Genomic DNA, 17,793 nt, shown 5'->3' with positions numbered 1-17,793 from the left:
CCTGCACGGCACTTCGAGTACGCCCGCACTTCGACCCGAACGAGGATCCAACGTGAACGCAGCACAGTCCCCCATCCGACTGGCGATAGTCGACGATCATCGGATGCTGCTCGGCGCGCTGACCGAATGGATTCGCAACGCCGCGACCGACATCGACATGATCGCCGCACTGCCCACCTGGCCGGAGCTGCTCACGCACCCCGGGTTCCCGGTGGACGTCGTCCTGCTCGATCTGGACCTGAAAGACAACATCCCCGTCTCGCTGAAGATCTCGACGCTCAAGACAACGGGAGTCAAGGTGGTACTGATGAGCACCTACTCCGAGCCGAACGTCGTGCGTGAGGCGCTGGCCGCAGGCGCGCTCGGCTACATCGTCAAGAGCGAAGACGCCAGCATGATCGCGGAGGCCATCCGGGCCGCGGCGATGGGAGAGTCGTTCATCTCGGCCGAGCTCGACCTCGCCCTGAACGCGAGTGACGTGGGGGGAGCGCCGAAACTCAGCGCGCAGGAGCGTCGCGTGATGGCTCTCTACGGCGGCGGCGAGCCGGTCAAAGCTGTCGCGTTCCAGCTGGGAATCTCCGAGGAGACGGCCAAGAGCTACCTCAAGCGCATTCGCGAGAAGTACCGCGTCGCGGGCATCGATGTCGGCACCAAGGTGGCGCTACGAAAGCGTGCCATCCAGGACGGCATCCTTCTGCAGACCGAGATCAGCACGGCGATGTGATTGCGTCCGTCCCCGCGCGGCGACAATCACGCTAAGCACCACCAGTATCACCGCGGGCACGCAGAGCGCCAGACCCACCCAGGTGGGCGAGAGGTACCCGTACCCGGCGGCGATGACGACGCCGCCGAGGTACGCTCCGAGGCTGTTGCCGAGGTTCAGTGAGGCGTGGTTCACGGCTGCCGCCAGGGTCTGGCTGTCCTCCGCGACCTCCATCAGCCGCGTCTGGATCACGGGCGACAATCCAGAAGACGCCGCGCCCACGAGGAATACGAACACAAACAGGCCCACTACTGTGTGCGCGGTGAGCGCGAGCCCGAGCAGCGCAAACATCAGGAACCCGAAGAAGATGAACAGGCCGGGGATGACCCTCCAGTCGGAGACGCGGCCCCCCACGAAGTTGCCGATCGTCATCCCGAGGCCGGCGAATACCAGCACCACCGGAACAAGCGACGCGTCGAGGCCCGTCACCTCAGTCAGCACCGGCGCAACGTAGGTGTAGACCGCGAAGAACCCGCCGAACCCCACGGCCCCGATTGCCAGGGTCAACCAGACCTGGATGCGGGAGAACGCTTTCAGCTCGCGACGCATGGTGGCGCCCGGGTCGCCCGCCTGCATCGGCACAACCAGCCACACCGCCACAAACGTCAGCGCGAACAACAGGGCCACAACGAGGTAGGCCACTCGCCAGCCGGAGTTCTGGCCAAGAAATGTGATCGCGGGAACGCCGATCACATTGGCGATGGTCAGCCCTGAGAGCACGATTGCGATTCCGCGCCCGCGTTTGCCCGGCCCCATCAACTCGGCCGCCACGAGAGCGGCGATTCCGAAATAGGCGCCGTGCGGCAGGCCGGCCACAAAACGAGCGAGCAATACCAGGGTGAACGACGGGAGCAAAGCGGATGCGACCGTGCCGAGGGTGAACGCGACCAGCAGCACCAGCAGCAACTTCTTGCGCGGGAAGCGCGCGGACAGCGCGGCAATGGTGGGCGCTCCCACGACCACGCCGAGGGCGTAGGCCGAGATGAGCATCCCGGCCTGGGCGGTGGCGTCCTCCGGGCTGCTTTCGTAGACGGCCGGCAACAGGTCAGCGGCGAGCTCGGGCAGCAGCCCCATGGCGACGAACTCGGTTGTACCGATCGCGAATCCGCCGAGCGCCAGCGCGAGCAGGGCCAGGTTGATCCCGCGGGGCGTCAGGGCGCGTCCCGTCCGGGGCGGGCCAGTGAGGTGGGGCCGGGCGGGGGCAGGCGAAGCGGATGTCACGGTCGACGAGCCATTCTCGAGGGAGACGGGTGCGTCTCAGAAGGAGGGCATGCTCCCCATCGAGTTCTGCCTGAACTACTACTGTAGGTCGATTACTGCTGCAGGTCGGCCTCGGCGAGCGCGTTCTCGAGTCGTTCGACTTTGCCGGTGATTTCGCCGGTGTGGCCGGGTCGGATGTCTGCCTTGAGAACGAGCGAGACGCGGGAACCAAACGCCCCCACCGCCTCCGTCGCGCGCTTGACTACGTCAAAGACTTCGTCCCAGTCCCCCTCGATGGTCGTGAACATCGAGTCGGTCGAGTTGGGCAGTCCAGACGCGCGAACGATCGCGACGGCCGCAGCGACTGCGTTGTGGACGGAATCCCCGGAGTCCGGGCCCCCGCTCGGGGCGACGGAAAAGGCAACAAGCATGATTACTCCTCTGAGGTTTCTCGACGCGCGGGCAGAACGCCCGCATCCAGCTTGCCACCGCGCACCAGCCGCACGAGCACAGTGATCGCCCAGCCGAGCAGGACGAAGTACAGAAGGTTCCGCAGGGTGAGCACCCCGAGCAGCGAAGGGTCCAGTCCCACGATGTTTCCGTAGTACACCGGGTAGATGAGCTGCGTCAGCAGCGCGATGACAAGCGCCAGAACCGCGGGGGTGCGAAATGAGAGGCCGCTCGCCCGCTCGCTGGCGAGCCCGAGCACGATGGGAACCGCGAGCCACAGCACGAACTGCGGCGAGCCCACCTTGTTGAAAGCGATGAGCGCAACCACGAGCGCGAGCGAGAGCGGAGCGAGCAGCACGGGCAGCGCGGCACCGGGTTCTGCCCGCCGCACGACGAGGTAGCCGAGAACGCAGACCCCGGCGGCCACCAGCACCAGCAGGGGCGTCATCACGGCGGCCGCGACCTCGACCCCGGCACCCGTCATCTGGTAGGTGAGGATGTCGAGGTCGTAGTAGACCCCGACCCCGGGCACTCCGGCGGCGGCCTGCCACATCCAGAACGTGGTGATCGGCGCCTCGATTTGCAGACCCCTTCCGGTCTGCTGGGTGATAAAACTGAGCACATTTGCCCCGCTGCCGAGCAGCAGCGCCACACCGAGCACGACGGCGCTGGTGAGAACCGCGGCGTAGAGCACGCCGGCCCGCCGTCGCGAAGCGACCAGTACGGCCGCGAGCAACACCGCAGGCCAGACCTTGATCCAGGTGGCGACGGTGAGCAGAACGGAGGCGACGACCGGACGACGGGCCGCCAGCAGAAGGCCGACGAGCGCGAACGGAACGGTGAACGCGTCGATCCGCCCCGTCGCGATCGGGCCGAGCAGCACGAGAAAGACGAGCCACCACCACGCCGCGATGGGCGCAAACCGGCGGGTACCGTCGAGGGTCCGGCTGCCGGTAAGAAACGCGAAAGCCCCGGCGTTGACCACCGCGACCAAAATCATCCAGGTGCTGGCATAGGCCGGCAGGCCGAAGGAGGCGGCGGCGAGGATCGGCACGAGGGCCCCGAGCGGATACACGAACTCGGTGTCGATCCCTACCCACGAGTTCGCCACGAGGGCCTGTTCCGCCCAGAATTTGTAGACCCCCGTGACATCCCCCAGCCCGTAAAAATACGGGTAGAAGTTCAGGTATCCGAGCCACAGGTGCACGAGAACAAACGCCGCCCAGAGCACACCCTGGGCGGTGGCCACCCGTGTTGTACGAGACCTCAGTACTGCCAGCGTGGGGGTGGCCTGTGTCATTGCCCCAGCGTACCGGTGGGGCGGGGCCCTCCCGCGCCCTCCCGCGCCCGCTCAGTGCGCGAGCAGGTCGGAGATGGTTGCCGGTATCGCCGCGGCGAGGTCGAGGATGGTGAGCGGTCCTCCGCCCGAGGCTCGTTCGGCAGCCAACCCGTGCAGTACACACGCCGACGCCGCCAGCCGCCCGAGCACCGCCGGGTCGGCCAGGATGTCTTCATAGTGCGTCGCGACCAGCGCCCCCAGAATTCCGCCGAGCGCGTCGCCCGCGCCCGCAGTTGCCAGCCAGGAGGGGGCGGTGGATGATGCCAGCCTCAGCCCTCCCGGACCGGCGACGTAACTGGTGTGCCCCTTGAGGAGCACGGTGACCCCGAGGGTATCGGCGGCGTGCGCGGCCGCGGCTCCGGGATCGGCGGCGATCTCCTCCACCGAGGAGTCGAGCACCCGGGCGAGCTCGCGGTAGTGCGGGGTGAGCACGGTGGGGCCGTGGCTGCGCGTGTACAGGTCGAACGCTCCCCCGTCGAGCACGGTGGGCAGCTCTTGCCGCAGCGCCTCCGCCATGCGGTCGCCCGTGGCGGCGGATCGGCTGGCGTGGTCCATCCCGGAGCCGATCAGCCAGGCCTGCACCCGGCCGGCGCCGGCGACCGCTTCCGGACGCCGTGCGAGCACCGCGCGACCAACGCTTTTCGGCCCGACGTAGCGCACCATCCCCACCCCGGTGCGCAGGGCCGCCTCGACCCCCAGCACCGCGGCGCCCGGGTACTGGGCACTACCCGTGATCACCCCGAGCACGCCGCGCGAGTACTTGTCGTCGCCGGGTTCCGGCACCCGCACGTGAGCGGCAGCGTCGGCCGGCTCCCAGATCGTGTAGTCGCTCATGCCCTCACGATAGTTGCTGCCGCGCGCGTTGCTGCCACGCAGGTTGCTGCCTAGTGGCGCCGGGTAGCGTCCTGCACTTCACCGACGAGTTCCTCGATGATGTCCTCCAGGAACATCACGCCGTTGGTCGCGCCGGTCTCGTCGAATACCCTCGCAACGTGCACTCCCGAGCGGCGCATCGTCGCGAGCGCATCCTCCAGGTCGGTCGTCCGGAAGATGGAGATGAGCTGGCGGATGCGTTTCGGCGGCACGGGCTCGGTGAATTCACCGTCCTCGAGGTCGATGACGTCCTTGAGGTGCACGTACCCGGAGGGCTCGTCTGAGCCGTTGAGCAGCACGTAACGGGAGAATCCGTGCTGGGCCACTGCGCGCTCCACGTCGGCCGGTGTCGCGTCCTCGGGGAGGCTGACCAGGTTCTCCATGGCAACGGCGACGTCCTTGGCCTTCTTCGTGGTGAATTCGAAGGCCGCGGTGAGCGCTCCCGTGGTGTCGGTGAGGATCCCCTCCCGCGTGGACTGCGCGACGATGTTGGCGACCTCGTCGACCGTGAAACTGCTGTTCGCTTCGCTCTTTGGCTCGATCCGCAGCAGGTGCAGCGCGCCGTTCGCCGTCGCGTTCAGCGCCACGATCACCGGCCGGAAGATCGTGGCGACAAACACCAGCGGAGGGGCGAGCAGAAGGGCCGCGCGCTCCGGCAGCGAGAACGAGATGTTCTTCGGAACCATCTCGCCGAAGATGACGTGCAAAAACGTGACCAGCAGCAGTGCGATCACAAAGGACGCGATGCTCACCATCTGTTCGGGCAGGCCGAGCAGGTGGAGCGGCTGCTCAATCAGATGGTGGATGGCGGGTTCCGACACGTTCAGGATCAACAGAGAACACACGGTGATGCCCAGCTGGCAGGCCGCGAGCATCAGCGTCGCGTTCTCCATGGCCCACAGCGCGGTCCTCGCCGGCCGCGATCCGGCTTCCGCCCGCGGTTCGATCTGGGAACGCCGCGCCGAGATGATGGCGAACTCCGCGCCAACGAAGAACGCGTTGATCGCCAGCAGGATGACCAGCCACACTATGCCGAGCCAGTCGTTCATCGGGTGCCTTCTTCTGTGCCGCTCGACGATGTGCCGCTCAACGATGTGCCGCGCGACGACGAGCCGCTGCGCGCGAGTTTTCTGTCGGCGGCGAGGCGCTTTGCGGCCTCTTTCCGCGCCGCCGGGGTCACGGCGGTACTGCCGGCGACCACGACGGTACTTTCGTTGGTCACGGGCACCTCTTCTGCCGTGGGGGTGTACCGCACGCGGTCGATCCGCCGGCCCTCGAGCCGCTCGATCCTGAAGATGCCTCCGCCGTCGGTGACGACATCACCGACAACCGGCAGTCGGCCGAGCTCGCTCATCAGCCAGCCCGCGACGGTCTCGTAGGGGCCGTCCTCGGGGACGCTGACTCCCGTGCGTTCCAGCAACTCGTCCGGGCGGAGGATCCCGGGAAAAGTGAACCAGTCCCGGCTGCGCACGACGTCGGCTTTGGTCCGATCGTGCTCGTCAGATACCTCGCCGACGAGCTCCTCGACCAGGTCCTCCAGCGTCGCGACGCCAGCGGTTCCACCGTATTCGTCGACGACGATGGCGAGCTGGAAGCTTCGCCCGCGCAGCTCGGCCAGCAGCACGTCAAGCTTCATCGTCTCGGGCACCCTCAGCGGTTCTGACAGCAGGGCAGACACGGGTACGTCAGCGCGTTTTTCCCGCGGGACGGCGATCGCCTGCTTCACGTGCACAAGACCAACCACCTCGTCGATGCTGTCGTCCAGCACCGGAAACCGCGAAAAACCGGTACTGCGGGCCAGCGCGATGACATCACTCGCGTGATCGGTGCGGTCGACGGCCTTCACCCGGGGGCGCGGCGTCATAACGTCTTGCGCGGTGTGGTCGGAGAATCTGAGCGTTCGGGCGAGCAGGGTCGCGGTATCGGCCTCGAGGCTCCCCTCTTTGGCGGACCGTCGCACCAGGGACGTGAGCTCTTCCGCGGTGCGGGCGGAGCTCAGCTCCTCCTTCGGCTCAATGCCCATGAGGTGCAGGATGCCGTTTGCCGTGTTGTTGAGCAGGGAGACCACCGGGCGGAACACCATGGTGAACGCGACCTGGAACGGCAGCACCACCTTTCCCGTCGCGAGCGGAAGCGCCAGCGCCAGGTTCTTCGGCACGAGCTCGCCAATGATCATCGACACCAGGGTCGCGAGGACGATGGCGATCACGCTGGAGATCACCGGCACGGCGACCGTGGGCACCCCAAGCGAGGTGAGCGGAGGGGCCAGAATCGTGCTCAGCGCCGGCTCTATCGTGTACCCGGTGAGCAGGGTTGTCAGCGTGATGCCGAGCTGCGCGCTCGACAGGTGGGTCGAGGTGATCTTGAGGGCCGCGATGGTGATGCGGAGGTTGCTTTCGCCGCGGGCCTGCCGCGCCTCGAGGTCGCTGCGATCGAGGTTCAGCAGCGCGAACTCCGACGCAACGAAGAGGCCGGTACCGATGGTGAGGAGAACACCGATACCGAGCATCAGTAGCTCATACATCGGAGGTCCTGCCGAGCGGCCCGGTGCTGCGGCGCCGGGAGCGCGCGGGTGTCGGGAAACGAGAGGAAAGGAGTGCGGGCTGGCCCGAGGTACTAGGAGGAGGGTCGTCCATTATCTGATCAACTATATCGGCCCAGCTCACCAGGACACGGGTAGGGCCTTACCTTCTTCGTACCCCGCTGCGCTTTGCACCCCGACGAGCGCCCGTTCGCGGAACTCGGCGACGCTGGCCGCACCCGCATAGGTGAACGAACTGCGCAGTCCCGTGGTGATCATGTCGAGCAGGTCTTCGATCGACGGGCGGAGCGGATCGAGGTAGATCTTCGAGCTGGAGATCCCCTCGGCGAAGAGGGTTTTGCGTGCGAGCTCGTAGGCGTCGAGGCGGTCGAAGCGCTGCTGCACCGCCTTGGTTGACGCCATACCCCAGCTCTCCTTGTACACCCGCCCCGATTCATCCCGACTGAGCGAGCCGGGCGCCTCAACCGTGCCGGCGAACCAGGAGCCGACCATGACGGATGCTGCGCCCGCAGCCAACGCGAGAGCCACGTCCCGCGGATAACGAACCCCACCGTCCGCCCACACGTGTGCGCCGAGTTCGCGCGCGACTTCGGCCGTCTCGAGCACAGCAGAAAACTGGGGGCGACCCACCGCGGTCATCATGCGGGTGGTGCACATGGCTCCCGGTCCGACCCCGACCTTGATGATCGACGCACCCGCCCCGACCAGATCGCGCACCGCCTTGCCCGTCACCACGTTGCCGGCGACCAGCGGGATTCCGAGGTTCAGCGCCGCAACGGCGGCGATTGCTCGCAGCATGCCGTCCTGGTGTCCGTGGGCGGTGTCCAGCACCAGCACGTCGACTCCCGCAGCCACGAGAGCCGTCGCCTTGCTGGCGACATCGCCGTTGATCCCGAGCGCGGCGGCGACACGGAGCCGGCCAGAGGCGTCGACGGCGGGCGAGTACAGGGTGGAGCGCAGTGCGCTGCGCTGGCTGAGCGTGCCCACCACCGCGCCGTGGGAGAGAACGGTTGCGAAATTGAGGCCGGCGGTGACCATCAGGTCGAACGCCGCACGCGGTCCGGTCACGTCATCGGCATCGATCGACGCCACGGGTCCATGCACGAGGTCGCCGAGCTTCGCGTCTGGCAGCGCGGTGGCGAGGCGGGCCGCGGGGAGGCAGTCGAAAAAGGTGCCGTCATCGTGCTGCAGCACGATCCCGTGGCCGTCAACGGGCGGGATCTTCGTGAGGGCCTCGGCGACGGTCGCGTCTGGGGAGAAAACCCGTGGCGTATCGAACCGTACCGATTGGTCCTTCACCCAGCGGATCGCGGCGTCGAGATCCTGCAGGGGCATGTCCTGCGGCAGCACGCCGAGACCGCCGCGCCGCGCGAGCGTTGCGGCCAGTCGCGGGCCAGTCACCGAGTTCATGTTGGCCGATACCAGCGGGATCTGCGCGCCGGTGCCGTCGCCCGGCGCAAGGGACACGTCCATCCGGCTGGCGACGGCCGAGCGGGAGGGGACCAGGAACACATCAGAGTATGTGAGGTCGTGTGTCGGTGTTGTTTCGTAAAACTCCATAAATTTAACGCTAACGCTCAGCCGGGCGGCGCCGGGCCACCGCTCGACCGATTAGGCTTAACGACAGATGTAACCAGAGTGGGTTGCAAGCGACATCACGCGCAATCGAGTGAAACGAAAGTGGGCGGTCGGCTGTGTCTAGCCAGGTAACCGGAGTCACCTCTGAAGACGGTACGACAGGGGAATTCGGGGCGAACGAGTGGCTCGTAGACGAGATGTACGAGCGCTACACCGTCGACAAGAATTCGGTTGACCGGTCCTGGTGGCCCATCCTGGAGAGCTACCAGCCGACGGTAAAGGCCGAAGAAGCCGAGCCTCCGCCGGTCAAGGACCCAACCCCCACGACGTCGATCCCCATCCAGGGCCAGCTGGGCGGCGAAGCCCAGATTCCCGCCGAACTCACCTCCGACGCCGCAGAAGCCGGCGCCGTGGCATCCGACTCCCCTCCTTCTTCCCCCTCGCAGCCCATTGCCCGCACCACGTCCGTGCAGGCCAAGCCGCAGCCCATTCCGGCGCAAGCGCCGACGGCGCCCGCGAGCAAAGCCACCGCCGCAGCGCCGACCGATGAACCGAACGGCGACGAATCGGTCGTGACCCCGCTGCGCGGCATGTCCAAGAGCCTCGCCGCCAACATGGACGCCAGCCTGAGCGTGCCGACCGCAACCAGCGTGCGCACGATTCCCGCGAAGCTGATGATCGACAACCGCATCGTCATCAACAACCACCTGAAGCGCTCCCGCGGTGGCAAGGTGTCGTTCACCCACATCATCGCGTGGGCGATCGTGGAGACGCTCAAGGAGTTTCCCAGCCAGAACGTGTTCTACGACGAGATCGACGGCAAGCCGTCTGTGGTGGCCCCCGCGCACATCAACCTCGGCATCGCCATCGACCTGCCGAAGCCCGACGGTACCCGCGCCCTGCTGGTTCCCGGCATCAAGCGCACAGACACCATGGACTTCGCCGAGTTCCTCGTGGGCTACGAAGACGTGGTCAAGCGCGCCCGCGCCAACAAGCTCACCGGCGCGGACTTCGCCGGCAACACCATCTCGCTGACCAACCCCGGCGGAATCGGAACCGAGCATTCCGTGCCGCGACTCATGCGTGGCGCTGGCTGCATCGTCGGGGCTGGCGCGCTCGAGTACCCCGCCGCTTTCCAGGGCGCGTCTGCGAAGTCGCTCGCCGAGTTCGGCATTGGCAAAACGATCACGCTCACCAGCACCTACGACCACCGCGTCATCCAGGGAGCGGGCTCCGGCGAGTTTCTCAAAAAGATCCACGAGCTGCTGATCGGCGAACGCGGCTTCTACGAGGGCATCTTCGCGGCCCTCCGCATTCCCTACGAGCCGATCCACTGGGCCTCCGACATCAGCGTCGACCTCGCAGACGCGGTGGGCAAGACCGCCCGGGTGCAGGAGCTGATCAACTCCTTCCGGGTTCGCGGGCATTTGATGGCGGATGTCGATCCGCTCGAGTACCGCCAGCGCTCCCACCCCGACCTCGAGATAGAAAGCCACGGGCTCACCTTCTGGGACCTCGACCGCGAGTTCGTGACCGGTGGACTCGGCGGCCGAAAGTCTGCGCTGCTGCGCGACATCCTCGGCACACTCCGCGACTCGTACTGCCGCACGATCGGCATCGAGTACATGCACATCCAGGACCCGGTGCAGCGCCGCTGGATCCAGGGCCACGTCGAGAAGCCGTACGCGAAGCCCGGGCACAACGACCAGATGCGAATCCTCGGCAAGCTGAACGAGGCCGAGGCCTTCGAAACGTTCCTGCAGACGAAGTACGTCGGGCAGAAGCGGTTCAGCCTCGAAGGCGGCGAGTGCACCATCGCCCTGCTGGACGCGCTGTTGAAAGACGCGGCGGAGGACGGGCTCGACGAGGTCGCCATCGGTATGGCGCACCGCGGTCGCCTCAACGTTTTGACCAACATCGCTGGCAAGACCTACGGACAGATCTTCCGCGAGTTCGAGGGCACCCAGGATCCCCGCACCGTGCAGGGTTCGGGTGACGTCAAGTACCATCTCGGCACCGAGGGAACCTTCACGAACAGCGACGGGCGCCAGCTGCCCGTGTACATTGCTGCGAACCCCTCACACCTCGAAGCGGTCGACGGCGTGCTCGAGGGAATCGTGCGGGCCAAGCAGGACCGCAAGCCCATCGGCACCTTCGGGGTTCTTCCGGTGATGGTGCACGGCGACGCCGCGATGGCCGGCCAGGGCATCGTCGTGGAGATCCTCCAGATGTCGCAGCTGCGCGGCTACCGCACGGGCGGAACCATCCATCTGGTTGTCAACAACCAGGTGGGTTTCACCACTCCCCCCGGAGAAGGCCGCACGTCCATCTACTCCACGGATGTCGCCAAGACGATCCAGGCGCCCATCTTCCACGTCAACGGCGACGATCCCGAAGCCGTGCTGCGCGTGGCGGATCTGGCGTTCGCGTACCGCCAAGAGTTCCACCGCGATGTCGTCATCGACCTCATCTGCTACCGCCGTCGCGGCCACAACGAGGGCGACGACCCCTCGATGACCCAGCCGCTGATGTACAACCTCATCGAGGCAAAGCGCAGCGTGCGCACCCTGTACACCGAGGCTCTCGTGGGCAGGGGCGACATCACTCCCGAGGAGTACGAGGCAGCGCACCAGGACTTCCAGGATCGTCTCGAGCGCGCTTTCGCCGAGACACATGCCGCGCAGACCGGGTCGATCCCGATCATCACGGCCGACGATGGCGCGGTAGCGGATCTGGAACGACCGGACTCGCAGCAGGATGACGCGGTGGGCGAACCGGAGTCGACTGGAGTGTCGGCATCCGTCATTCAGCTCATCGGGGACGCCCACGACAACCCGCCCGCCGGGTTCTCGGTACACCCGAAGCTGCAGGCGCTCCTCAAGAAGCGCGTTGAGATGAGCCGCAGCGGCGGAATCGACTGGGCGTACGGCGAACTGCTGGCGCTCGGCTCCCTCCTCCTCGAGGGAACCCCGGTGCGCATGGCCGGCCAGGACACCCGGCGCGGCACATTCGTGCAGCGCCACGCGGTGCTGCACGACCGCGAGAACGGCCAGGAATGGCTGCCGCTTGGCAACCTGCGCGACCAGCAGGCGCGATTCTGGATCTACGATTCGCTGCTCAGCGAGTACGCGGCGATGGGCTTCGAATACGGGTACTCGGTCGAACGCGCCGATGCCCTCGTGCTGTGGGAGGCACAGTTCGGCGACTTCGCCAACGGCGCCCAGACCATCGTCGACGAGTTCATCTCCTCGGCCGAGCAGAAATGGGGCCAGCGTTCCGGCGTTGTGCTGCTGCTCCCGCACGGCTACGAAGGCCAGGGACCGGACCACTCGTCGGCGAGGATCGAACGCTACCTGCAGATGTGCGCCGAGAACAACATGACCGTCGCTCGTCCGTCCACACCCGCGTCGTACTTCCACCTGCTGCGCCGCCAGGCCTACGCCCGGCCACGCCGCCCCCTGATCGTGTTCACACCGAAGGCGATGCTTCGCCTGCGCGGAGCAACCAGCCAGGTGGAGGAACTCACCCACGGCCGGTTCGAGCCGGTGATCGACGATGTGCGGGTCAGCGACAAAGCCGCCGTCAAGCGTGTGGTGCTCACCTCGGGCAAGATTTATTACGATCTGCTGGCTGAGCTGGGCAAACGCGACAACCAGGACTCCATCGCCATCGTGCGCATCGAGCAGTTTTACCCGATGCCGATCACCGAGCTGAATTCCGTTCTCGAGCAGTACCCGAACGCGGACCTCATCTGGGCACAGGACGAACCCGAAAACCAGGGTGCCTGGCCGTTCTTCAGCCTCGCGCTGTCGAAAAGGGTGACCACCCGTGAGGTGAAGGTGTCGTCGCGCGGAGCGTCAGCGTCCCCGGCCACCGGCTCGAACAAGCGCAGCGCGCAGGAGCAGACGGCGCTGATCAACCGGGCGCTCACGATCTAGCGCTTCGCGGCAGCGCTTCAGGCAGCCGTGTCGGGATCCCAGGCGGGTTCCGACACGGCGCCGCTAGCTGCTGATCTGGCTGAGCCGCCCGAGGACGGCGGAACGCAGCTCTTCCGGGGCCTTTTCCTGGCACGCCTTGCGTACTTTTTCGGTGATCGTCAACCCGATGAGGTGCTCGTCGGAGCAGTCCTGGCAGGTCGCGAGGTGCTCGGAGATGTCCTGAAAGTCTCCGTCGCTCAACTCGCGGTGCAGGTACTCTTCGAGTTCTGCCTTGGCTTTATCGCAACCGCAATCGGTCATTTCGTGCTCCTTGTAACTTTCTGCCGGGTCGCAGCAGGCTTGGCGACGATGCCACGCTCGCGTGCGTAGTCGGCGAGGAGGTCCCGCAACATGCGCCGGCCGCGGTGCAGGCGGCTCATGACGGTGCCAACGGGTGTCTTCATGATGTCGGCAATCTCCTGGTAGGAGAAGCCCTCGACGTCCGCGAAGTACACGGCCATCCGGAAATCTTCTGGAATCGACTGGAGCGCTGCCTTCACGTCGCTGTCGGGGAGGTGATCAATTGCCTCCACCTCGGCGGAACGCGTCGACGTGCTCTGCGTCACAGATTCCGCATTGCCCAGCTGCCAGTCTTCAAGATCGTCGATCGTGCCCTGGTAGGGGTTTCGCTGGTTCTTGCGGTAGTTATTGATGAAGGTGTTTGTCTGGATGCGATACAGCCACGCCTTGAGATTCGTTCCCTGCTGAAACTGCCCAAAGGCCTGGAACGCCTTGATAAACGTTTCCTGCACAAGGTCCGCTGCGTCAGAAGGGTTGCGTGTCAGCCGCATGGCAGCCGCGTACAGCTGATCCATGTAGGGGATCGCCTGCTCTTCGAAGAGCGCTCTCGGGTCAGCCGGCTCGATTGTCTCAGTCATTAGCGCCAATTCTAGATCGCTCAGACTCGAGCGGTCCGGCGCTATCGCCTGCGTAGTCAATATGCCTTCCTTCACTTGGGCTTCCGGGCCGCCTAGAGCGACGCCGTCATTGGTGCTAACCGAGCAAGCTCCCCCGGTATTCCACGTATTTCCCGCAAACGGCCGCGCATCGCGGGTCAAGTTATTGCACTGCGGTTATTCTGGTTCTCGATGGCGATATCGAAGATTGCACAGCCCGAGTTCAGCCCCTACGGCGACGACGCCCCGGTTCCCGACCCCACCGAGGGGTCGTGGCCTGCTCCGGTAGCGACCGGTCCCCTCGCGGCGTCGCTGCAACTGCCCGGCTCTAAGAGCCTGACCAACCGCGAGCTCGTACTGGCGGCGCTGGCGAACGGGCCGTCGCTGCTTCGCTCTCCCCTGCACTCCCGCGACAGCGCCCTGATGATCCAGGCGCTGATTCAGCTTGGTGTCGGCATCGAGGAGGTACCCGGGGCGGGAGAGTTCGGCCCAGACCTGCTGGTCACGCCCGGCGAGCTCAGTGGCGGTGTCTCGATCGACTGCGGTCTCGCGGGCACCGTGATGCGTTTCTTGCCTCCCCTGGCGGCCCTCGCCCTCGGACCTGTCGCCTTCGATGGCGACGAGGGCGCACGGCGCCGTCCGATGCGAACCGTCATCGATGCACTCCGCGCACTCGGCGTTGACGTCAACGATGACGGCCGTGGTGCCCTGCCGTTCAGCCTGTACGGCACGGGTTCGATCGAGGGCGGCGAGCTGGACATCGATGCCTCCGCCTCCAGCCAGTTCGTCTCCGGGCTGTTGCTCGTTGCACCCCGCTTCACCCGCGGGCTCACCCTCCGGCACACCGGCAGCTCCCTACCGAGCCTCCCCCACATTGAGATGACCATCGCCGCCCTCGCGGCTCGCGGGGTCATTGTCGAGAATCCGGAACCGGGCGTCTGGATCGTTCCGTCACGGGAGATCGAAGCACTCGACGTCACCCTCGAGCCCGACCTGTCGAACGCGGCCCCGTTCCTCGCAGCAGCACTCGTCGCCGGCGGCACCGTCTCGATCGAGGGGTGGCCGGCGGCGACCACCCAGGTCGGGGCTCACCTGGAACACCTGCTTCCCCTGTTCGGCGCGAGCGTGAGCCGCCACGGCACGACTCTCACCGTCGACGGTGGAATCGGCGTCCGCGGCGGGGCGTCCTTCCCCGGAATCGACCTCGACCTGAGCATGGGAGGCGAGCTCGCTCCCCCTCTCGTGGCCCTGGCCGCGTTCGCGTCGAGCCCCAGCAGGATCACCGGGATCGGGCATCTCCGCGGGCATGAAACCGATCGCCTCGCCGCCCTTGCCGCGGAAATCAACGCCCTCGGGGGTTCGGTCTCCGAACTCGACGACGGTCTCACGATCGACCCTCGTCCCCTCCACGGTGGTGCGTGGAAAAGTTACGAGGATCACCGGATGGCCACCGCGGGCGCCCTCATCGGGCTGGCGGTCGCCGGCGTCACCGTCGACGACATCAGCACCACGGCCAAGACTCTTCCGCAGTTCCCCGAGCTCTGGTCCGGTCCGTTGCTGGGCAACGCCCCAGCCGGCTCCGCATCGCTCGGGCTGTTGTAGCAATGAGCTGGATGACAGACGGCCCGGAAGAGGCGTACGAAGAGTACGACGAATCGTCCATCCGCATTCGCCCCAACCCCAAGGCAAACAAGCCGAGAACCAAGCAGCGCCCCGAGCACAACAACTCCGTCACCGGCCGGGTTATCTCCGTCGACCGGGGACGTTACGGCGTCATCGTCGCCGAAGGCAGCCCAGAAGAACACCGCGCGATCGCGACCCGCGCCAGGGAGCTCGGGCGCAAGTCCATCGTGACCGGTGACTTCGTCGATCTCGTCGGCGACACCTCCGGCGTCGACGGGAGTCTCTCGCGAGTGGTCAGGGTGCAACCGCGCAGCAGTTTGCTTCGTCGGAGCGCGGATGACACAGACGCGGTCGAGCGCATCATCGTGGCCAACGCTGACCAGATGCTCATCGTTGTCGCGGCAGCGAACCCCGAGCCCCGGCCCCGTCTGGTCGACCGCTATCTGGTGGCCGCCTTCGACGCGGGGATCACCCCGATCCTGGTTCTCACCAAGACCGACCTGGCTGATCCAACCGAGTTCCTGGCCAATTTCGCGGGTCTCCAGCTTCGCGTCATCCGCAGTTCCACCGACGAATTCCCGATCGCCGAGCTAGAAGAAATGCTCGCCGGCCACACCACGGTCGCGGTGGGGCATTCGGGTGTGGGCAAGTCCACACTTGTCAACGCACTCGTGCCCGACGCGAATCGCGCAATCGGGAGGGTGAACGATGTGACCGGGCGCGGCCGGCACACGTCGTCGTCGACCATCTCGTACCGGATCGGCACCGGGTGGATCGTCGACACCCCGGGCGTGCGTTCCTTCGGCCTCGGCCACGTCAACCCAGACAACATCCTCAAGTCGTTTGGTGACCTCGCCGAACTGGCCGAGAAATGTCCGCGGGGATGCACCCATCTGCCCGACTCCCCAGACTGTTACCTGGTCGACCGGGCCGCAAAGGGAAAGCTGGGCGAGATCGGTGCGCTGCGTCTGGACTCGCTTCAGCGCCTTCTCTCTACCCTCGGGTGAATCGCCACCCTGGAGTAAATCGCCACCCTGGGGTGAATTGCGTTCGACCCCGGGGTGAATTGCTCCCAACCCTGGGATGACTCGGTGGGCGCGCCCGGCCCGCGCGCTACGCTGACGGGGTGGATGCTTTCTTTCTCTCAGATGACCTGAGCCTCGCCTTGGCGCTCGCCGGCGACGCCGACCTGATCTCACTGGACCGCTACAACGCCATCGACCTCGTGGTGACAACGAAGCCCGACCGCACGCCGGTCACCGACGCGGACCAGGCCGTGGAGCGGTCGATTCGCGCGGGTATCGCCGCCGCGCGCCCCACGGACTCGATTCTTGGGGAAGAGTACGGAACCGAGGGCGATTCCTCCCGGCAGTGGATCATCGACCCGATCGATGGAACGGCCAACTTCCTGCGGGGTGTTCCCATCTGGGGCACGCTGATTTCGCTCGCCATCGACGGCGTTCCCGTGCTGGGTGTTGTGTCCTCCCCCGCCCTCGGCAAGCGCTGGTGGGCCGCCCGTGGCCATGGCGCCTGGTTGCGGGAGAACGACCAGCCGCCCCGTCAGATCCATGTCACGAAAATCAGCGACCTCGCCGACGCCTCCCTCAGCTACAACAGCCTGCCCGGTTGGGACGAGGCTGGCCGACTCGACCAGATCATCGCGCTCACCCGCCAGGTCTGGCGTTCACGGGCGATCGGCGAAATGTGGTCGTACATGTTGCTGGCCGAAGGGGCGCTGGACATCGTCGGAGAGTTCGACCTCCAGCCATACGACATGGCCGCAGTCATCCCCATCATTGAAGAGGCCGGAGGCACATTCACCTCGGTCGACGGACTCGATGGACCGTGGCACGGCAGCGCATTGGCGACGAACGGAGCCCTCCATACCGAGGTGCTCGCGATCGTCGCCGCCGCTCAATAGCGCAGTTCGAGACGCGCGCAGTTCGAGAAGTCGCTCTAGTTCGAGTGCGCGAGTGCCTTCTCTTTGAGATTGTTGTACTCGCCTGAAGTGATGGTGCCTTGGTCGAGCAGTGACTTCGCTTTCGCGATCTCGTCGCTCGCGCTGGAGCCACCGCTGGAGCCCGCGACAGTGCGGATGTAGTCATCCGTGGCGTGCTGGGCGGCCTCTGCCTGCCGCATGTTGCGTTCGGCCATGCCGCGACCGCGCGCGATGAGGTAGACGAGCGCCGTAATGAACGGGAAGAAGACGAGAAATAGTATCCACGCCGCCTTACCGAAACCACTCAGCTCGCGGTCACGGAACACATCCGCGATGATGCCGAAGAGAGCCATTAGGTAGGCGGTGAATACAAAGATCCAGAAGAACCACCCGATAATGTCCCAAAAGTTGTCCCAGAAATTCACGGTAGTCCCTCTCGTTGTGTGCCGGTTCCCCAAGCCTGAGGTGACGGCTGACTGTCCTTCATGATTGCGGTCTGTCCCGTCCGCACTCCACACCCGATTTGGGTGAGATGCGAGGTGGGATGCCGGGCTGCCCTGTTTCGGCTGAGGGCAACCGGTTGATGCGCGTCGACAGCTCGTTTGCCCGAACA

General features: G+C 66.0%; 15 protein-coding genes. 5 read left to right on the top strand and 10 right to left on the bottom strand.

All coding sequences use genetic code 11. From position 1 onward, the window contains the following. The first annotated feature begins 52 nt into the window (after positions 1 to 52). The gene (locus B0I08_RS04835; protein WP_106210385.1) at positions 53 to 724 is read left to right on the top strand and encodes a response regulator transcription factor; all 672 of its coding nucleotides are present in this window, start codon (positions 53 to 55) and stop codon (positions 722 to 724) included. On the opposite strand, the gene B0I08_RS04830 is transcribed toward B0I08_RS04835, so the two are convergent. From B0I08_RS04830 to guaB1, 7 genes are all read right to left on the bottom strand, one after another. Further along, positions 662 to 1,918, bottom strand: coding sequence for an MFS transporter (locus tag B0I08_RS04830; protein WP_245884613.1), 1,257 nt, complete (start codon positions 1,916 to 1,918; stop codon positions 662 to 664). The genes B0I08_RS04835 and B0I08_RS04830 overlap by 63 nt on opposite strands. A 158-nt stretch (positions 1,919 to 2,076) precedes the next feature. Further along, positions 2,077 to 2,394, bottom strand: a complete 318-nt coding sequence (locus B0I08_RS04825; RefSeq protein WP_106210381.1) for a thiamine-binding protein — start codon at positions 2,392 to 2,394, stop codon at positions 2,077 to 2,079. A gap of 2 nt (positions 2,395 to 2,396) precedes the next feature. Further along, positions 2,397 to 3,713 (bottom strand): glycosyltransferase 87 family protein, encoded by a 1,317-nt coding sequence (locus tag B0I08_RS04820; protein WP_106210379.1) that lies wholly within the window; start codon positions 3,711 to 3,713, stop codon positions 2,397 to 2,399. Between the two features lie 51 nt (positions 3,714 to 3,764). Beyond that, a complete protein-coding gene (locus tag B0I08_RS04815) occupies positions 3,765 to 4,586 on the bottom strand; it encodes an ADP-dependent NAD(P)H-hydrate dehydratase (protein ID WP_106210377.1) in 822 nt (273 codons plus the stop codon). A 50-nt stretch (positions 4,587 to 4,636) separates the two neighbouring features. Beyond that, positions 4,637 to 5,674, bottom strand: coding sequence for a hemolysin family protein (locus B0I08_RS04810; RefSeq protein WP_106210375.1), 1,038 nt, complete (start codon positions 5,672 to 5,674; stop codon positions 4,637 to 4,639). Beyond that, positions 5,671 to 7,149, bottom strand: a complete 1,479-nt coding sequence (locus B0I08_RS04805) for a hemolysin family protein (protein ID WP_106210373.1) — start codon at positions 7,147 to 7,149, stop codon at positions 5,671 to 5,673. Before B0I08_RS04805 ends, B0I08_RS04810 begins: the two co-directional genes overlap by 4 nt. Before the next feature lie 138 nt (positions 7,150 to 7,287). Beyond that, complete coding sequence (gene guaB1, locus B0I08_RS04800) at positions 7,288 to 8,727, bottom strand: GMP reductase (RefSeq protein WP_106210371.1); 1,440 nt, start codon at positions 8,725 to 8,727, stop codon at positions 7,288 to 7,290. 134 nt (positions 8,728 to 8,861) lie between these two features. On the opposite strand from guaB1, the gene B0I08_RS04795 reads away from it, so the two are divergent. Then, complete coding sequence (locus B0I08_RS04795) at positions 8,862 to 12,683, top strand: multifunctional oxoglutarate decarboxylase/oxoglutarate dehydrogenase thiamine pyrophosphate-binding subunit/dihydrolipoyllysine-residue succinyltransferase subunit (protein ID WP_106210369.1); 3,822 nt, start codon at positions 8,862 to 8,864, stop codon at positions 12,681 to 12,683. 63 nt (positions 12,684 to 12,746) lie between these two features. Here B0I08_RS04795 and B0I08_RS04790 read toward each other — a convergent pair whose 3' ends face one another. Together B0I08_RS04790 and B0I08_RS04785 are read right to left on the bottom strand one after the other, a co-directional pair. Next, positions 12,747 to 12,983: a zf-HC2 domain-containing protein gene (locus tag B0I08_RS04790; RefSeq protein ID WP_106210367.1), complete on the bottom strand. Its 237-nt coding sequence runs from the start codon at positions 12,981 to 12,983 to the stop codon at positions 12,747 to 12,749. Further along, the gene (locus B0I08_RS04785) at positions 12,980 to 13,600 is read right to left on the bottom strand and encodes a sigma-70 family RNA polymerase sigma factor (protein ID WP_106210365.1); all 621 of its coding nucleotides are present in this window, start codon (positions 13,598 to 13,600) and stop codon (positions 12,980 to 12,982) included. Before B0I08_RS04785 ends, B0I08_RS04790 begins: the two co-directional genes overlap by 4 nt. A gap of 210 nt (positions 13,601 to 13,810) precedes the next feature. On the opposite strand from B0I08_RS04785, the gene aroA reads away from it, so the two are divergent. The 3 genes from aroA (at position 13,811) to B0I08_RS04770 (ending at position 17,162) form a co-directional block, all read left to right on the top strand. Continuing rightward, positions 13,811 to 15,220, top strand: coding sequence for a 3-phosphoshikimate 1-carboxyvinyltransferase (gene aroA, locus B0I08_RS04780; RefSeq protein ID WP_106210363.1), 1,410 nt, complete (start codon positions 13,811 to 13,813; stop codon positions 15,218 to 15,220). Positions 15,221 to 15,222: 2 nt separating this feature from the next. Next, a complete protein-coding gene (gene rsgA, locus B0I08_RS04775; RefSeq protein ID WP_106210361.1) occupies positions 15,223 to 16,248 on the top strand; it encodes a ribosome small subunit-dependent GTPase A in 1,026 nt (341 codons plus the stop codon). Positions 16,249 to 16,367: 119 nt separating this feature from the next. Beyond that, positions 16,368 to 17,162, top strand: a complete 795-nt coding sequence (locus B0I08_RS04770) for an inositol monophosphatase family protein (protein ID WP_106210359.1) — start codon at positions 16,368 to 16,370, stop codon at positions 17,160 to 17,162. Between the two features lie 35 nt (positions 17,163 to 17,197). Here B0I08_RS04770 and B0I08_RS04765 read toward each other — a convergent pair whose 3' ends face one another. Further along, positions 17,198 to 17,605 carry an SHOCT domain-containing protein gene (locus B0I08_RS04765; protein ID WP_245884547.1) on the bottom strand — a complete coding sequence of 136 codons (408 nt, stop codon included), beginning with the start codon at positions 17,603 to 17,605 and terminating at the stop codon, positions 17,198 to 17,200. Positions 17,606 to 17,793: the final 188 nt, after the last annotated feature.

The organism is Glaciihabitans tibetensis (assembly GCF_003003265.1).
Taxonomy (GTDB): Bacteria; Actinomycetota; Actinomycetes; order Actinomycetales; family Microbacteriaceae; genus Glaciihabitans; species Glaciihabitans tibetensis.
The sequence above is the reverse complement of the archived record's forward strand: the minus strand, read 5'-3'. Positions and strand labels throughout refer to the sequence as shown.

Excerpts from the sequence above, each read along its gene's own strand:
- B0I08_RS04810 (WP_106210375.1), bottom strand. The coding sequence starts at position 5,674 with ATGAACGACTGGCTCGGCATAGTGTGGCTGGTCATCCTGCTGGCGATC.
- B0I08_RS04815 (WP_106210377.1), bottom strand. The coding sequence starts at position 4,586 with ATGAGCGACTACACGATCTGGGAGCCGGCCGACGCTGCCGCTCACGTG.
- B0I08_RS04820 (WP_106210379.1), bottom strand. The coding sequence starts at position 3,713 with ATGACACAGGCCACCCCCACGCTGGCAGTACTGAGGTCTCGTACAACA.
- guaB1 (WP_106210371.1), bottom strand. The coding sequence starts at position 8,727 with ATGGAGTTTTACGAAACAACACCGACACACGACCTCACATACTCTGAT.
- rsgA (WP_106210361.1), top strand. The coding sequence starts at position 15,223 with ATGAGCTGGATGACAGACGGCCCGGAAGAGGCGTACGAAGAGTACGAC.
- B0I08_RS04825 (WP_106210381.1), bottom strand. The coding sequence starts at position 2,394 with ATGCTTGTTGCCTTTTCCGTCGCCCCGAGCGGGGGCCCGGACTCCGGG.
- B0I08_RS04805 (WP_106210373.1), bottom strand. The coding sequence starts at position 7,149 with ATGTATGAGCTACTGATGCTCGGTATCGGTGTTCTCCTCACCATCGGT.
- B0I08_RS04790 (WP_106210367.1), bottom strand. The coding sequence starts at position 12,983 with ATGACCGATTGCGGTTGCGATAAAGCCAAGGCAGAACTCGAAGAGTAC.
- aroA (WP_106210363.1), top strand. The coding sequence starts at position 13,811 with ATGGCGATATCGAAGATTGCACAGCCCGAGTTCAGCCCCTACGGCGAC.
- B0I08_RS04785 (WP_106210365.1), bottom strand. The coding sequence starts at position 13,600 with ATGACTGAGACAATCGAGCCGGCTGACCCGAGAGCGCTCTTCGAAGAG.